The sequence below is a fragment of the Amycolatopsis sp. FBCC-B4732 genome, from assembly GCF_023008405.1.
In the GTDB taxonomy this organism is placed as follows: domain Bacteria; phylum Actinomycetota; class Actinomycetes; order Mycobacteriales; family Pseudonocardiaceae; genus Amycolatopsis; species Amycolatopsis pretoriensis_A.
On sequence record NZ_CP095376.1, the window covers coordinates 6,412,027 to 6,427,123 of the forward strand.

Annotated in this window: 15 protein-coding genes; 7 read left to right on the forward strand and 8 right to left on the reverse strand. The window is 71.1% G+C overall.

The genetic code is table 11. The annotated features are described in order from the left end of the window. Positions 1-20: 20 nt before the first annotated feature. Positions 21-1,619 carry a phosphoglycerate dehydrogenase gene (serA, locus tag MUY14_RS27995; RefSeq protein ID WP_247013470.1) on the reverse strand — a complete coding sequence of 533 codons (1,599 nt, stop codon included), beginning with the start codon at positions 1,617-1,619 and terminating at the stop codon, positions 21-23. A gap of 125 nt (positions 1,620-1,744) precedes the next feature. Beyond that, the gene (locus MUY14_RS28000) at positions 1,745-2,308 is read right to left on the reverse strand and encodes a TetR/AcrR family transcriptional regulator (protein ID WP_247013471.1); all 564 of its coding nucleotides are present in this window, start codon (positions 2,306-2,308) and stop codon (positions 1,745-1,747) included. A 90-nt stretch (positions 2,309-2,398) separates the two neighbouring features. Here MUY14_RS28000 and MUY14_RS28005 point away from each other — a divergent pair, with 90 nt between their 5' ends. The 4 genes from MUY14_RS28005 to MUY14_RS28020 all read left to right on the forward strand — a co-directional run bounded on the left by MUY14_RS28005 (position 2,399) and on the right by MUY14_RS28020 (position 6,511). After that, positions 2,399-3,298 carry a TIGR03620 family F420-dependent LLM class oxidoreductase gene (locus MUY14_RS28005; protein WP_247013473.1) on the forward strand — a complete coding sequence of 300 codons (900 nt, stop codon included), beginning with the start codon at positions 2,399-2,401 and terminating at the stop codon, positions 3,296-3,298. Then, positions 3,295-4,107, forward strand: coding sequence for a TIGR03620 family F420-dependent LLM class oxidoreductase (locus MUY14_RS28010; RefSeq protein ID WP_247013475.1), 813 nt, complete (start codon positions 3,295-3,297; stop codon positions 4,105-4,107). Before MUY14_RS28005 ends, MUY14_RS28010 begins: the two co-directional genes overlap by 4 nt. 147 nt (positions 4,108-4,254) lie before the next feature. Beyond that, positions 4,255-5,571 (forward strand): ankyrin repeat domain-containing protein, encoded by a 1,317-nt coding sequence (locus tag MUY14_RS28015; RefSeq protein ID WP_247013477.1) that lies wholly within the window; start codon positions 4,255-4,257, stop codon positions 5,569-5,571. Between the two features lie 70 nt (positions 5,572-5,641). Then, entirely contained in the window at positions 5,642-6,511 is an 870-nt protein-coding gene (locus MUY14_RS28020; RefSeq protein WP_247013479.1) for a nuclear transport factor 2 family protein, read from the forward strand. On the opposite strand, the gene MUY14_RS28025 is transcribed toward MUY14_RS28020, so the two are convergent. From MUY14_RS28025 to MUY14_RS28040, 4 genes are all read right to left on the reverse strand, one after another. Then, positions 6,508-6,765, reverse strand: coding sequence for a DUF397 domain-containing protein (locus tag MUY14_RS28025; protein WP_247013481.1), 258 nt, complete (start codon positions 6,763-6,765; stop codon positions 6,508-6,510). The genes MUY14_RS28020 and MUY14_RS28025 overlap by 4 nt on opposite strands. A gap of 74 nt (positions 6,766-6,839) precedes the next feature. Beyond that, positions 6,840-7,853 (reverse strand): ketol-acid reductoisomerase, encoded by a 1,014-nt coding sequence (gene ilvC, locus MUY14_RS28030; protein ID WP_247013483.1) that lies wholly within the window; start codon positions 7,851-7,853, stop codon positions 6,840-6,842. 33 nt (positions 7,854-7,886) lie between these two features. Continuing rightward, positions 7,887-8,393, reverse strand: coding sequence for an acetolactate synthase small subunit (gene ilvN / locus MUY14_RS28035; protein ID WP_003080760.1), 507 nt, complete (start codon positions 8,391-8,393; stop codon positions 7,887-7,889). A gap of 2 nt (positions 8,394-8,395) precedes the next feature. Then, the gene (locus MUY14_RS28040; protein ID WP_247013486.1) at positions 8,396-10,288 is read right to left on the reverse strand and encodes an acetolactate synthase large subunit; all 1,893 of its coding nucleotides are present in this window, start codon (positions 10,286-10,288) and stop codon (positions 8,396-8,398) included. Positions 10,289-10,624: 336 nt separating this feature from the next. Between MUY14_RS28040 and MUY14_RS28045 the strand changes: the two genes are divergently transcribed. The 3 genes from MUY14_RS28045 (at position 10,625) to MUY14_RS28055 (ending at position 13,525) form a co-directional block, all read left to right on the forward strand. Next, positions 10,625-11,056: a PH domain-containing protein gene (locus MUY14_RS28045; protein WP_247013488.1), complete on the forward strand. Its 432-nt coding sequence runs from the start codon at positions 10,625-10,627 to the stop codon at positions 11,054-11,056. A gap of 196 nt (positions 11,057-11,252) precedes the next feature. Further along, entirely contained in the window at positions 11,253-13,097 is a 1,845-nt protein-coding gene (ilvD, locus tag MUY14_RS28050) for a dihydroxy-acid dehydratase (RefSeq protein ID WP_247013490.1), read from the forward strand. Positions 13,098-13,282: 185 nt separating this feature from the next. Continuing rightward, on the forward strand, positions 13,283-13,525 hold the full coding sequence (locus tag MUY14_RS28055) for a hypothetical protein (protein ID WP_247013492.1): 243 nt from the start codon (positions 13,283-13,285) through the stop codon (positions 13,523-13,525). On the opposite strand, the gene MUY14_RS28060 is transcribed toward MUY14_RS28055, so the two are convergent. Further along, complete coding sequence (locus tag MUY14_RS28060; protein ID WP_247013495.1) at positions 13,506-14,081, reverse strand: DoxX family membrane protein; 576 nt, start codon at positions 14,079-14,081, stop codon at positions 13,506-13,508. The two genes, MUY14_RS28055 and MUY14_RS28060, sit on opposite strands and share 20 nt — an antisense overlap. 45 nt (positions 14,082-14,126) lie before the next feature. Beyond that, positions 14,127-15,035: a 2-hydroxyacid dehydrogenase gene (locus MUY14_RS28065; RefSeq protein ID WP_247013496.1), complete on the reverse strand. Its 909-nt coding sequence runs from the start codon at positions 15,033-15,035 to the stop codon at positions 14,127-14,129. Positions 15,036-15,097: the final 62 nt, after the last annotated feature.

Below are 15,097 nucleotides of genomic sequence, written 5' to 3' on the forward strand. Positions count from 1 at the left end.
GGGCCTTCGAAAGGGTTACGTCAGCTGAAGTCGACGGCGCGGATCGTGTGCGCCCCGACAGCGGCGCCGATCGGGTCGAGCAGGTGCGCGTCGATGTGGCGGTCGACGCGCAGCAGCATGACCGCGTCGGAGCCGTCGGTGGTCTGGCTGATCTGCGCGGCCTCGATGTTGATGCCGGCCTCGCCGAGCAGCGTGCCGACGCGGCCCATCACGCCCGGGCGGTCCGGGTACTCGACCAGCAGGACCGTGCCCTCGGCACGCAGGTCGAACCCGCGGCCGTTGACCTCGACCAGCTTCTCGACCTCGTCCTTGCCGGTGACCGAACCGGACACGGTCAGCGCCTGCCCGTCCGAGTGCACCGCGCGGACCGTGACGAGGCTGCGGAACTTCGGGCTCTCCGGCTCGGTGGTCAGCTCGACCTGCACGCCCAGCTTCTCCGCCAGCTGCGGCGCGTTGACGAACGTGACCTGGTCCTCGACCACGCCGGTGAACACCCCGCGCAGGGCCGCCAGCTGCAGCACCGCGGTGTCCTCGTTGGAGATCTCGCCCTTGACCTGCACGGTCACCGACGTCGGCGCCTTCGGGTTCAGCGCGGTCAGCAGCGTGCCCAGCTTCTGGGTCAGCGACAGGTACGGGCGGACGTGCTCGCCGACCGCGCCGCCGCCGGAAACGTTGACCGCGTCCGGCACGAAGTCGCCGCGCAGCGCCAGCAGCACGGACTTCGCGACGTCGGTGCCCGCGCGGTCCTGCGCCTCCGCCGTCGAAGCGCCCAGGTGCGGCGTCACGACGACGTTCTCCAGGGCGAACAGCGGGCTCGACGTGGTCGGCTCGGTGACGAAGACGTCGATGCCGGCGCCGCCGACGTGGCCCGAGCGCAGCGCGTCGGCGAGGTCTTCCTCGACGATCAGCCCGCCGCGGGCGGCGTTGACGATGATGACGCCCGGTTTGGTCTTCTTCAGCGCCTCGGCGTCGATGAGGCCCTTGGTCTCCGGCGTCTTCGGCAGGTGGATGGAGATCGCGTCGGCGCGCGTGAGCAGCTCGTCGAGGGTGACGAGCTCGATGCCGAGCTGCGCGGCGCGCGCGGCCGAGACGTAGGGGTCGTAGGCGATCAGCTTGGTGTCGAAGGCGGCCAGGCGCTGGGCGAACAGCTGCCCGATCTTGCCGAGGCCGACCACGCCGACGGTCTTGCCCTGCAGTTCCACACCGGAGAACGAGCTGCGCTTCCACTCGCCGGCGCGCAGGCTCTGGCTGGCGGCCGGGACCCGGCGCGCGACGGCCAGCAGCAGCGCCACGGCGTGCTCGGCGGCGGAGACGATGTTGGACGTCGGGGCGTTGACGACCAGGACACCGCGTTCGGTGGCCGCGGGGACCTCGACGTTGTCCAGGCCGACACCGGCGCGGGCGACAACCTTCAGCTGCGAGGTGGCGCCGAAGACCTCGGCGTCGACCTTGGTGGCGGAGCGGACCAGGAGCGCGTCGGCGCTCTTCACCGCCTCGAGCAGCGCGGATCGGTCCGTGCCGTCGACGTGCCGGACCTCCACCTCGTCACCGAAGACGCTCAGCACGGAGGGAGCGAGCTTCTCCGCGATGAGGACGACGGGCTTGCTGGGCTTGCTCACGATGCGGCTCCCACTATCTGGTCACTTCCAGGACGCTTGGGTCGACAAACGGTCATAAGCACGTCGTTGTGCCCCGGTCGTGGCGGAGTTTAACCCGCTGGGCCGCCCCCTGGCTTCCCATGGTGTTAACTCGCTCGTAATCCCTCGAAAACAAGAGCCAGCAGGCGCTGCATGCCCCCCGGGCCGGGCAGGTGCCCGCCCGCCCAGGATGCCGCGTGCAGCAACAGAAGGAGCTCGTGCGTGGTGACGTCCGCGCGGAGTTCGCCCGCTTCCTTCGCGCGTTCCACCAGCTGGGAACCGGCGTCCCGCATCGCGTGGCAGGACGCGTACAACCGGGATGTTTCGTCGCTGAGCGCGTCGGCGGTCAGCTCCACGAGCCCGCGGAAGGTGCCCATGGCTTCGCCGAGCCCGGCGAGCCAGGTCTGCAGCGCGGTCAGCGGCTCGGGGTGGGTCAGCAGTTCGCGGGCGCGGCCGGCCTGGCCGTCGAACCGGGCGCGCAGCAGCGTTTCGAGCAGCGCCTCCCGGGTCGGGAAGTGCCGGTAGAGCGTGCCGATGCCGACCCCGGCGCGGCGCGCGATGTCTTCCAGCGACGCCTCGACGCCGTGTTCGGCGAAGGCGCGCTGGGCCTGCGCGAGCAGGGCTTCGTAGTTGCGGCGGGCGTCCGCGCGCATCGGTTTCACGTCGGTCATCGCCCTCCCGACCTTACCCGGTAGCCAATCGGAGGCCACCTCCGTATATTAACCGGAGGCAGCCTCATCTTACTGGGAGGAATTTCGAGGATGACTCTGATCGAAGACACCCGCGCCCGGCTCGGCGCGATCGGCGCCTGGCTGCCGAGCGCACCGCTGGCCCCGCCCCCGGCCGTCGAACGCGCGGCGACGCGCCGGCTCGCCGAGGCCGGCTACGGCTCGGTCTGGAGCGGCGAAGGCCCCGGCGGCCGCGAGTTGTTCGCCGCCTTCGGCGACCTGCTCGCGTCGGTGCCGGACGTCGTGCTCGGCGCCGGCATCGCCAGCACCTGGGCGCGGCCCGGGCGGACCGCCGAAAAGGGCGGGGCGACGCTCGCGCACGCCCACCCGGGCCGGCTGGTGCTCGGCATCGGCATCGGGCACGCGTTCCAGGCGGCGAAGTACGGCGAGGAGTACCGGCCGCTGGACCGGATGCGCGCCTACCTGTCCGAAATGGACGCCGCGGCCGCGGAAAACCCCGCCCCGGTGGCGTTTCCCCGCGTGCTCGCCGCGGTCGGGCCCCGCATGCTGGAGCTCGCCCGCGACCACGCCGACGGCGCGCACCCGTTCGCCCAGCCGGTCTCGCACACGCCGTACGCACGCGAAATCCTCGGGCCGGACAAGCTGCTCATCCCCCACCAGACCGTCCTGCTCGGCAGCCGCGAGGACGCCCGGGCGAGCGTCCGGCGCAGCGTGGCGCAATCACGGGAGTTCCAGGTGAAGGCCTACCTCGCGGGCTGGAAACGGCTCGGCTACACCGAAGCCGACATCGACGGCCCGAGCGACCGGTTCGTCGACGACCTCGTCCTCTGGGGCGACGCGCAGACCATCGCGAAACGCGTGCGGGAAGTGCTCGACGCGGGCGCGGACCACGTCCTGCTGACGCCATCCGCGTCGTCGTTCGAGTCCACTGTGGACACCCTGGTCGAGCTGGCCCCGGCGGTGCTCCGGTGAGCGTCGGCGTCTGGCAGTTCTTCGACGGCGTCCCGGTCGGCGAGCTCCGCGAAACGGCCGCCGAGGTGGAGGAACTCGGCTTCGCCGCGCTCTGGTTCGGCGAGTACGCCGGCCGGGAAGCGTTCACGCAGGCGGCGTTGCTGCTCGCGGCGACGTCGAAGCTGACCGTCGCCACCGGGGTCGCGCGCTTCGACCAGCGTTCGCCGCTCGCCGCGGAAGGCGCGATCCGGGCGCTGGGCGAGGCCTACCCGGGCCGGTTCGTCGCGGGGCTCGGCGGGCACCGGCCCGGTGCCCGCCCGCTGACGGCGTTGCGCGAATACCTGGCCGGGATGGACGCGGCCGGACTGCCGGGCCTGCCCCAGCCGTCACCCCGGCCGAGGCGGGTTCTCGCCGCGCTGGGCCCGAAACTCCTGGACCTGGCGGCCGACCGAGCCGACGGCGCCCACCCGTACTTCGTCCCGCCGGAGCACACGGCGATGGCGCGCGAACGGCTCGGCCCGGGCAAGTACCTCGCCGTCGAGCAGGCGGTGGTGCTCGACGCGGCCCCGGAGGTGGCCCGCGAGCACGCCGGTCTCTACGTGCGGCAGGCACCGCACCACCGGACGAACCTGCGGCGGCTCGGCTTCACCGACGACGACCTCGCCGACGGGGGCAGCGACCGCCTGGTCGACGCCATCGTCGTCACGGGCGAACAGCGGATCGCCGACCGGATCCGGGCGCACCTCGACGCGGGCGCCGACCACGTCTGCGTCCAGGTCCTCGCCCGGACGAAGGACTCCTACCGCCGCTTGGCGGACCTGCTGCCCTGACCGGGGGTACGCTGGCGGGACGCGGTGAGGGCCGCGTCCCGTCCGCGGAAAGGGCCGAGCCCACCCCCGCAGCACCGCACCACCAGCTCCGCACCTTCTTTCCTGCCCGGTGCCGGCGGACCACGGGCGACGAGGGAAGGAGGCACCATGGGCGTGCTGCCCGCCAAACCCAGCCTGGACCAGCTGCGCAACCGCGCGAAAGACCTCGCGCGCGCCGAAGGCGTCAAGCTGTCCGAAGCGCAGTTCCGCATCGCCCGGGACCACGGGTTCCCGAGCTGGCCGAAGCTGCGCGCCTACGTCCGGCGCGTCACCGAGCACGGCGAAACCCTGCAGCACCCGTACCATCAGGACGTCGAATACTACGCCGGGCGCGCGCTCGGCATGCTCGCCTCGGCCGAGGACGAGACGCCCGGCGCCCGCGAGCCGTTCGCCCGCTGGGGCCAGCCGCCGACCCGCGACGGCGCCCGCGTGGTCGTCGCCCGTGAGCACGGTTTCGGCTCCTGGCAGGGACTTCTCACCCACGTCCGGTCACTTGTGGACAGTGGTGAGCCGTTCGCCCGCGCGTACCGGGCCGTCGAAGACCGGGACGTCGACCGGCTCGAAACGCTCCTCGCCGAGTTCCCCGGGCTCGTCACCGCCCGCGGCACCAACGGCAACGACCTGCTCGGCATGGCCGGCGCGACCTGCGACGAGCGGCTCAGCCGCGTCCTGCTCGCCCACGGCGCCGACCCCGCGCGCGGCAACGTCCACGGCTGGACGCCGTTGCACCAAGCCGCGTACAGCAACCTCCCGCTGCTGCTCGGCCTGCTGCTCGAAGCGGGCGCCCCGATCGGGGTCTCCGCCCGCGGCGACGGCGGCACCCCCCTGGTCGTCGCCCTGTTCTGGGGCCACCGCGAAGCGGCGGAAACCCTGGCCGCGCACAGCCGGGCGCCGGCCAACCTGCGCGTGGCGGCCGGGCTCGGCGACACCGGGCTCCTGGACGAACTCCTGACGTCGGGCCGCGGCGGTGAGCACCGCGGTTTTTACCGGCCCCACAGCGGTTTCCCGGCCTGGCACCCGGGCGATGACCCGGCCGAAGCCCGCGACGAAGCCCTCGCCTGGGCCGCCCGCAACGACCGCACCGAAGCCCTGTGCACCCTCGTCTCGCGCGGAGCCGGCGTGGACGCCGATGTCTACCGCGGCACGGCGCTGGCGTGGGCGGCGGCGAAGGGCAGGCTCGCCGCCGTCCGGACGCTGCTGGAGCTCGGCGCCGACGTGAACCACCCGGGCACGTTCGGCGGCCCGAAGCACGGCGAAGGCGTCACGGCCCTGCACTTGGCCGCGGAGTCCGGGCACCTCGACGTCATCCGGGTCCTCCTGGAAAACGGCGCCGACCGCGGTGCGCAGGATGCGAACTTCGGCAGCACGCCCGGGACGTGGGCGGAGGTGTGCGGGCAGCCGGCCGCCCGGGAGCTGCTCCGCTAGACAACCGGAGTCTGTAGTCCGTATCTTCAAAGGCGGACTACAGACTCCGTTTTGCCTTCCGGGAGGAACCGTGACCACACCCCGCGACGTCTTCACCGCGTTGTCCGACGGGATCGGCGAAGGCCGCTTCGGCGAGCTTTCCGCGCTCTACGCCGAAGACACCGTCGTCGAACACCCCCAGGCCGTCCCCCGGCCGACGCGCCTGACCGGCCGCGCCGCGGTCCACGAGCGGTTCGCGAGCCCGCTCGTCGGGGCGCTGCGGCTCAAGCGCAAGAACGTCGTGGTGCACGAGACGACGGACCCCGAAGTGATCGTCGCCGAATACGACTACGACGCCGAGTCCGTCGAGACCGGCCGGACGATCGAGGCGGCCAACGTCCACGTGCTGCGCGTCCGCGACGGCCTGATCGTCCATTCCCGCGACTACCACGACTACCTGAAGCTCGCCGCCGTCCGCGACGGCGTCGACCAGCTGGTGAAGGCGTACGAGCAGGCGCCGCCGCGCGAGCTTTCGCCGGTCACCCCGGAGAGCGCGGGCACGGTGTTCGAGCGGCTCGTGCACGGCGTGGCGGGCGGGCGCTGGGACGAGCTGCCGGAGCTGTACGCGGCGGAAACCCACGTCACGCACCCGTTCCTGCCGGGCTCGGAGGTGCTGCGCACGCGCGACGAGCTGCGGGCGCACTTCGCGGCGGGCAAGGCGCTGAACCCGGGTTTCACCGTCGCGGACCTGGTCACCTACCAGGGCACCGACCCCGAGGTGCTGATCGGCGAATTCGCCTACCAGGGCGAGTACGGCGGGCGCCCGGTGCGGATCGCGAACATCTTCGTCCTGCGGGTCCGCGACGGGCTGATCGTCGAGTCCCGCGACTACGGCGACCACCTCGCCGTCGCGGGCGACCTCGGCCGGATCCCCGAACTGGCCGCGAAACTGACGTTCTAGGCCTCGCCGAGGTCGTTGAATTCGCCGTCTTCGACGCCCTTCGTGAACGCGTCCCACTCCGCCATCGTGAAGACCATGACCGTGCCGTCGACGTCCGGCGAGCGCCGCATCGCGACGTAGGTGGCACCGTCGGTGTGCTCGACGAACGCGTACTCGACGACCTCGTCGAGGGTGACGCCCGCGGGCTCGCCCCGGATCCACTCGGCCCCGGAAAGGTCGAGGTGGTGCCGGATGTGCGCCTTGTCGTCGGTCATGCGGTAAGCGTAGCCAAAACGCGCCGGAGGGGACGCCGCGACGGCGTCCCCTCCGGTGTCCTGCGGGTGAAAGATCAGGCGGTCTCGGTGATCGGCCGGTCCACCCACGACATCAGGTCGCGCAGCTTCTTGCCGGTCTCCTCGATCGGGTGCTTGTTGCCCTGCTCCTCGAGCTTGGTGAAGTTCGGCCGGCCGGCCTCGTCCTCGGCGACCCATTCGCGGGCGAACGTGCCGTCCTGGATCTCGCCGAGGATCTTCTTCATCTCTTCCTTGACCGCCGGCGAGATGACGCGCGGGCCGCGGGTCAGGTCGCCGTACTCGGCGGTGTCGGAGATCGAGTAGCGCTGGCGCGCGATGCCGCCCTCGTACATGAGGTCGACGATCAGCTTCAGCTCGTGCAGCACCTCGAAGTAGGCGATCTCCGGGGCGTAGCCGGCCTCGGTGAGCACCTCGAAGCCGGTCTGCACCAGCGCGGACGCGCCACCGCAGAGCACGGCCTGCTCGCCGAAGAGGTCGGTCTCGGTCTCTTCCTTGAACGTCGTCTTGATGACGCCGGCGCGGGCGCCACCGATGGCGGCGGCGTAGGAGAGGGCGAGCGCCTGGGCGTTGCCGGACGCGTCCTGCTCCACGGCGATGAGCGCCGGGACGCCCTTGCCGTCCACGAACTGGCGGCGCACGAGGTGACCCGGGCCCTTCGGGGCGACCATGGCGACGTCCACGTTGGACGGCGGCTTGATCAGGTCGTAGCGGATGTTGAAGCCGTGCCCGAAGAAGATCGCGTCGCCGTCCTTGAGGTTCGGCGCGATGTCCTGCTCGTAGATGAAGCGCTGCTTCGTGTCCGGCGCCAGGATCATGATCAGGTCGGCCTCGGCCGACGCCTCGGCCGGGGTGAGCACGCGCAGGCCCTGCTCCTCGGCCTTCGCCCGCGACTTGGACCCCTCGGGCAGGCCGATGCGGACGTCGACGCCGGAGTCGCGCAGGCTCAGCGAGTGGGCGTGGCCCTGGCTGCCGTAGCCGATGACAGCGACCTTGCGCCCCTGGATGATCGAGAGGTCGGCGTCGTCGTCGTAGAAGATTTCCACTGCCATGGGGGTTACTGCTTCCTTTCCTGACTTACATTCTCAACGCGGTGAGGTGGCGGTGATCGAGCGGGCGCCCCGCCCGACCGCGACCATGCCGGACTGCACGAGCTCGCGGATGCCATACGGCTCCAGCATCCGCAGCAGCGCACCGATCTTGTCGGACGTCCCGGTGGCCTCGACGGTGAGCGCCTCCGGGGAGACGTCCACCACCTTGGCGCGGAAGAGCTGGACGGTTTCGAGGACCTGGCTGCGCACGGTGTTGTCGGCGCGCACCTTCACGAGCAGCAGTTCGCGCTGCACGGCGGTCGACTGCTCCAGCTCGACGATCTTGATCACGTTGACCAGCTTGTTGAGCTGTTTCGTCACCTGTTCGAGCGGTAGCTCTTCCACGGCGACCACGATCGTCATCCGGGACACCTCGGGGTTCTCCGTGGGCCCGACGGCAAGGGACTCGATGTTGAATCCGCGGCGGGAGAACAGGCCCGAGACGCGCGCGAGCACACCGGGCTTGTTCTCGACCAGGACACTCAGCGTGTGGACGCTCATGATCAGCGCTCACCTTCCGCGGCAGCTTCGACGGCTTCGGTCGTCTCGACCGAAACCTCGTCGTCGTCGAACAGCGGCCGGATGCCCCGGACCGCCATGATCTCGTCGTTGCCGGTGCCCGCGGCGACCATCGGCCACACCTGGGCATCCTTCCCGACCACGAAGTCGATCACGACGGGGCGGTCGTTGATCTCCATCGCGCGGCGGATGGTGGCGTCGACGTCTTCCTTGGTCTCGCAGCGCAGGCCGGCGCACCCCAGCGCTTCGGCCAGCAGCACGAAGTCGGGGATGCGGTGCTTGTGCGTGCCGAGGTCGGTGTTGGAGTACCGCTCCGAGTAGAAGAGGTTCTGCCACTGCCGGACCATGCCGAGGTTGCCGTTGTTGATGACGGCGACCTTGATCGGCGCGCCCTCGATGGCGCAGGTGGCCAGCTCCTGGTTCGTCATCTGGAAGCAGCCGTCGCCGTCGATCGCCCAGACCTGCGTGCCCGGGACGCCGAACTGCGCGCCCATCGCGGCGGGCACCGCGTAGCCCATGGTGCCGAGGCCGCCGGAGTTGATCCAGGTGCGCGGGTTCTCGTACTTGACGAACTGCGCGGCCCACATCTGGTGCTGGCCGACGCCGGCGGCGTACACCGCGTCCGGGCCGACGATCTGGCCGATCCGCTCGATGACGTACTGCGGCGACAGCGAACCGTCGTCCGGCCACTCGTAGCCGGCCGGGTAGTTCTCGCGCCAGTCGTCGGCCTGGGTCCACCAGTCGGTGAGGTCGGGCTTGCCGCCGTGCTCGAACTCCGTCGTGACGGCGGTGATCAGCTCGCCGATGATCTCCTTGCAGTCACCCACGATCGGCACGTCGGCCTTGCGGTTCTTGGAGATCTCGGCCGGGTCGATGTCGGCGTGCACGACCGCGGCGTCCGGCGCGAACGACGAGAGCTGGCCGGTGACGCGGTCGTCGAAGCGGGCGCCGAGCGCGATCAGCAGGTCGGCGCGCTGCATCGCGGCGACGGCGGCGACCGTGCCGTGCATGCCCGGCATGCCGAGGTGCTGCGGGTGCGAGTCGGGGAACGCGCCGCGCGCCATCAGCGTGGTGACGACGGGGATGTTCGTCAGCTCGGCGAGCTGCTTGAGCTGCTCGTGCGCTTCGGCCTTGATCACGCCGCCGCCGACGTAGAGCACCGGGCGGCGCGACTTCGCGATCAGCTTCGCGGCTTCGCGGACCTGCTTGCCGTGCGGGCGCAGCGTCGGGCGGTAACCCGGGAGGCGCAGCTCGGTCGGCCAGGAGAACGAGGTCATCTCCTGCAGCACGTCCTTGGGGATGTCCACCAGGACGGGGCCGGGCCGGCCCGTGGCGGCCAGGTGGAACGCCTCGGCGATGGTCCGCGGGATCTCCGCCGGGTCCGTCACGAGGAAGTTGTGCTTGGTGATCGGCATGGTGATGCCGCAGATGTCGGCTTCCTGGAACGCGTCGGTGCCGATCAGCGCCCGGGACTGCTGGCCGGTGATGGCCACGACCGGGACGGAGTCCATGTTGGCGTCGGCGAGCGGGGTGACCAGGTTGGTCGCGCCGGGGCCCGACGTGGCCATGCACACGCCGACCTTGCCGGTGGCCTGGGCGTAGCCGGTCGCCGCGTGCCCCGCGCCCTGTTCGTGGCGGACCAGGACGTGGCGGACCTTCGTCGAGTCGAGCAACGGGTCGTAGGCGGGCAGGATGGTGCCGCCCGGGATGCCGAAGACCACTTCGGCGCCGACGGCCTCGAGCGAGCGCACGAGTGACTGGGCGCCGGTGACGCGCACCGGCGTTCCCGCCGGGGGCGCCGGCTTCGGACGAGCTCCGGACGTACCGGGCGTCGGCCCGGGTTTCGCGTCGCTGCTGCGCGACGTGGCACTGGTCATCGGTTCTGCCTCGTGGGTCTCGGTGTCACTCGTTCGGGTCAGTTTGATGCGGTCGGGCGAAGGAGCTCTTCTCCTTGGGCAACAAAAAACCCTCGCCGACCGTAAGGTCGCACGAGGGTCGCGCGTCGACGCAGCGGAAGGACTTCCCTAAGCGTCGACGCGCTTGGGAAGTACGAGGCCGGTCAGCGGTGTCACGGCGACGACGCTAGCCGCAACGCCGCGCGGGTGTCAACTCTGCGGGACGGTGTGTCCGGATGCTGGACACCCCGAGGGTCGTGCGTCACGCCTGCGCGACCCGGGTCCGGGCCGGTCGGGGCGGCGGTGCACCATTTCGGGGTGGCCGAAAAAGCTCAGCAGGACGAGGGCCGGAAAGCCGTCTTCCGCGTCCCCCGCACGTCGTTCATGGCGATCGCGCTCCTGACCGTCTGCGTGACGCCGATCGCACTCGGGGAAATCCCGTACCTGCAGTGGCTCTACGTCTTCCCGATCGCGCTCGCGGTCTTCGTGGTCCGCCACCGCACCATCGCCACGCGCGAGGGTCTGGCGATCCGGACGGTGTTCGGCAAGCGGGACGTGCCGTGGTCGGCGCTGAAGGGCCTCGCGATCACCAAGAAGTCCCGCATCCAGGCGGTGCTGAAGGACGACACGAAGGTGCCGCTGCCGACGGTCCGGACCCGGCACCTGCCGGTGCTCTCGCTGGTGAGCGAAGGACTCGTCGCCGACCCGAGCGGCCTGCTCGAAGAGGAAGACCTCAAGCCCGGCTCGTAGCACCCTCGATGGACGGCTCCCCACGACTGGCCTGCTGTGCCCATCGTTCACCAATCCGACCGCAGCCACGGCGGAAACCGTCGCCTCGTGCGGATCGGCTGCGGCCCGTGTCCGCCTACTTCGGTCGAATTGGTAAATTGGTAGGACCAGTTTTGGCGGAGTGTTCCCGCCGACCATCCGACCTGGGAGTTTCGCCGTGCCGCCTCTCCGTTCCCGGACCACCACCCACGGCCGCAACGCGGCGGGCGCGCGCTCGCTCTGGCGCGCCACCGGCATGACCGACAGCGACTTCGGCAAGCCGATCGTGGCGATCGCCAACTCCTACACGCAGTTCGTGCCCGGCCACGTGCACCTCAAGGACCTCGGCGAGATCGTCGCCGGCGCGGTCAAGGAAGCCGGCGGCGTCGCGCGCGAGTTCCACACCATCGCCGTCGACGACGGCATCGCGATGGGCCACTCCGGCATGCTCTACTCGCTGCCTTCGCGCGAGATCATCGCCGACTCGGTCGAGTACATGGTCAACGCGCACCAGGCCGACGCGCTGGTGTGCATCTCCAACTGCGACAAGATCACCCCGGGCATGCTCAACGCCGCCATGCGGCTGAACATCCCGGTGGTGTTCGTCTCCGGCGGGCCGATGGAGGCGGGCAAGGCGGTCGTCGTCGGCGGCGTCGCCCAGGCCCCGACCGACCTGATCACCGCGATCGCCGCGTCCGCGAGCCCGGACGTCGACGAGGATGGGCTGTCCATCGTCGAGCGCTCGGCCTGCCCGACGTGCGGTTCGTGTTCCGGCATGTTCACCGCGAACTCGATGAACTGCCTCACCGAGGCGCTGGGGCTTTCCCTGCCGGGCAACGGCTCGACGCTGGCGACCCACGCGGCGCGGCGCGCGCTGTTCGAGCAGGCCGGGCGCACGATCGTCGAGCTGTGCAAGCGCTGGTACGAAAACGACGACGAGTCGGCGCTGCCGCGGTCGATCGCCTCGAAGGCGGCGTTCGAGAACGCGATGGCCCTCGACATGGCGATGGGCGGCTCGACGAACACGGTGCTGCACATCCTCGCCGCCGCGCAGGAAGGCGAGGTCGACTTCACGATCGCCGACATCGACGCGATCGGCCGCCGCGTGCCGTGCCTGTCGAAGGTGGCGCCGAACTCCGACTACCACATGGAAGACGTCCACCGCGCTGGCGGCATCCCGGCGATCCTCGGCGAGCTGTACCGCGGCGGCCTGCTGAACACCGACGTCTGGTCGGTCCACTCCCCCGACATCGACTCCTGGCTCTCGACCTGGGACATCCGCGCCTCGTCGCCTTCTCCGGTCGCGCTCGAGCTGTTCCACGCGGCCCCGGGCGGCGTCCGCACGACGCAGGCGTTCTCGACGGAGAACCGCTGGTCGTCCCTGGACACGGACTCGGCGGGCGGCTGCATCCGCGACGTCGAGCACGCGTACACGAAGGACGGCGGCCTGGCCATCCTGCGCGGCAACCTGGCGGAGAACGGCGCGGTGATCAAGGCCGCGGGCATCGACGAGGACCTCTGGCACTTCGAGGGCCCGGCGCGGGTCCTGGAGAGCCAGGAGGAAGCGGTCTCGGCGATCCTCAAGAAGGAGATCCAGCCGGGCGAGGTCCTGGTGATCCGCTACGAAGGCCCGGCGGGCGGCCCGGGCATGCAGGAGATGCTGCACCCGACGGCGTTCCTGAAGGGTTCGGGCCTCGGCAAGAAGTGCGCGTTGATCACGGACGGCCGCTTCTCGGGCGGCTCGTCGGGCATCTCGGTCGGCCACATCTCCCCGGAGGCGGCGGCGGGCGGCCTGATCGGCCTGGTGGAGAACGGCGACCGGATCCTGCTGGACATCCACGAGCGCCGGCTGGAGCTGCTGGTGGACGCGGAGATCCTGGCGGAGCGCCGCTCGAAGATGGAGGCGTCCGAGCGGCCGTGGCAGCCGAAGGACCGCCAGCGCCCGGTGACGGCGGCGTTGCGCGCGTACGCCCGGATGGCGACGTCGGCGGACACGGGCGCGGTCCGCGACGTGAACAAGTAGGTCCAGCCGATGGCCGCCTCACCCGCTGAGGCGGCCATCGTGGCATTCGCTTCGCCGAGCCACGCGCCAAGCGAGCAGCGCGTGACGAACTCGCCGGTCCCGAGTTCGAACTGGAACCGAGACGTCGACAGGACCTGGTACACCGGGTCCTCGTCAGGCGAACCACGGGGCCAGAGGAACTGTGGGTGGACGCGATCTGGTCCGGCGCCTCGAAACCGGATGACACGGATCTGCGGCAACGGCCGTTCGCAGGCGGCTTGCGGGCCGGAAAGTCCGGCCCGCACCACATGGTCCGCGATTCGACATTCGAAATTCCGGTCGTGGCGCAAAACGACACCACGGTGACCGTTCACCTCGCCCTCACGTGCCGCGAAGGCACCGAAGACGGACGAACGCGTTCCGAGACGCCTACCGCGTCAGGACGATGACCACCACGGCCGCCGCGGCGGCCAGCAGCAGCGACACCAGCCCCAGCGGCAGCGGCCGCTTCCGCCACGGCGTGTTCCGCTCCAGCGAAATCGGCCCGGACCCGGTGAACAGCAGGCTCAGCGCGGCCGCCCCCAGCAGCAGCTCGAACTCGAAACCCTGCCCCTGCTGCTCGAAGAACCCGCCGTGGAACTTCGCGTACACCGCGTTCGCCGCCACCCCGAGCAGCGCCGCCGCCGCGAGCGGCGTGAACAGCCCGACGACCACCAGCACCCCGCCGCCGAGCTCGGCGATGCCCGTGATCCACGACAGCAGCGTCGTCTGCTTGTGGTAGCCGAACGTCTCCAGCACCCGCGCGAACCCGCCGATGCCCGGCCCGCCGAACAGGCCGAACAGGTGCTGCAGGCCGTGCGCGCCCATGGTCACGCCGAGCGCCAGCCGCAGGATCAGCAGGCCGAGACCGAGCCCGCCCTGGCGCGGGGTGTCGTCACCCCCGTCGTCCTCGACGCCGGACAGGAGGCTGGTGGGCTGCTGCGAAAAATCGTCTCCACTGCTCACGCGCGAAGGGTAGGGGATCCACCGGGGCCTGGCGAGCCGCCGCGCTCAGTACTCGCCGTGCACGAGGTTGTCCGGCAGCTCGCCACCGGCGTACCGGGCGATTTCCGCCGCCGCGACCGCGTACGACCGCCCCCGCACCCCGCGCACCGACCCGCCGATGTGCGGCGTGAGCAGCAGCCCCGGCACCGTCCACAGCGGGTGCCCGGACGGCGGCGGCTCGGGATCGGTGACGTCGAGCGCGGCGCGCAGCCGTCCCGTGGTCAATTCGGCGACCAGGGCACCGGTGTCCACGACGGCGCCGCGCGAGACGTTGACCAGCACGGCCCCGTCGCGCATCTCGGCCAGGAACTCCGCGTCGACCATCCCGCGGGTGCGCGAGGTCAGCGGCACCATCAGCACCACGGCGTCGTGCATGGGGAGCAACGCGGGCAGCTCGTGCACCCCGTGCACGCCCTCCCGCGCGGTCATCCCGACCATCGTGCACCGCGCGTCGAACGGCTCGAGCCGGCGCCGCAGGTGCCGTCCGAGGTCGCCGGCGCCGATGACGAGCACGCGCTTGCCCTGCAGCGTGTCGGCCGTCTGCCGCTCCCAGCGGCCTTCGCGCTGCGCCGTCGCGAAGACGTCCAGCTTCCGGTACATCGACAGCAGCACCGCGACGACCCACTCGGCGGTGCTCCCGCCGTGCGCGCCGCGGCAGGTGGAGAGCAGGACGCCGTCGGGCACCTTCCCGACCCAGTCCTCGGCCCCGGCGGACAGCAGCTGGATCAGCTTGAGGTTCGGCAGCGTGCGCCACAGCTCCTCGCCCGGCGGGTGCTTGCCCGGGATCAGCACTTCGGCCTTCGCGGCCTCCGGCGGCACGGGCTCGCCCCACTGGTAGCGCACGGGCAGGACCCGCGGGACCTCGGCGAGCACGGACATGCCCTCGTCGTCGGGCACCAGCACGGTCAGCGTCATGATCCCAACGTAATCCAGGAGTACTCACCCATGGTTCACGCGGCGGCCCCTAGGCTGGGGGA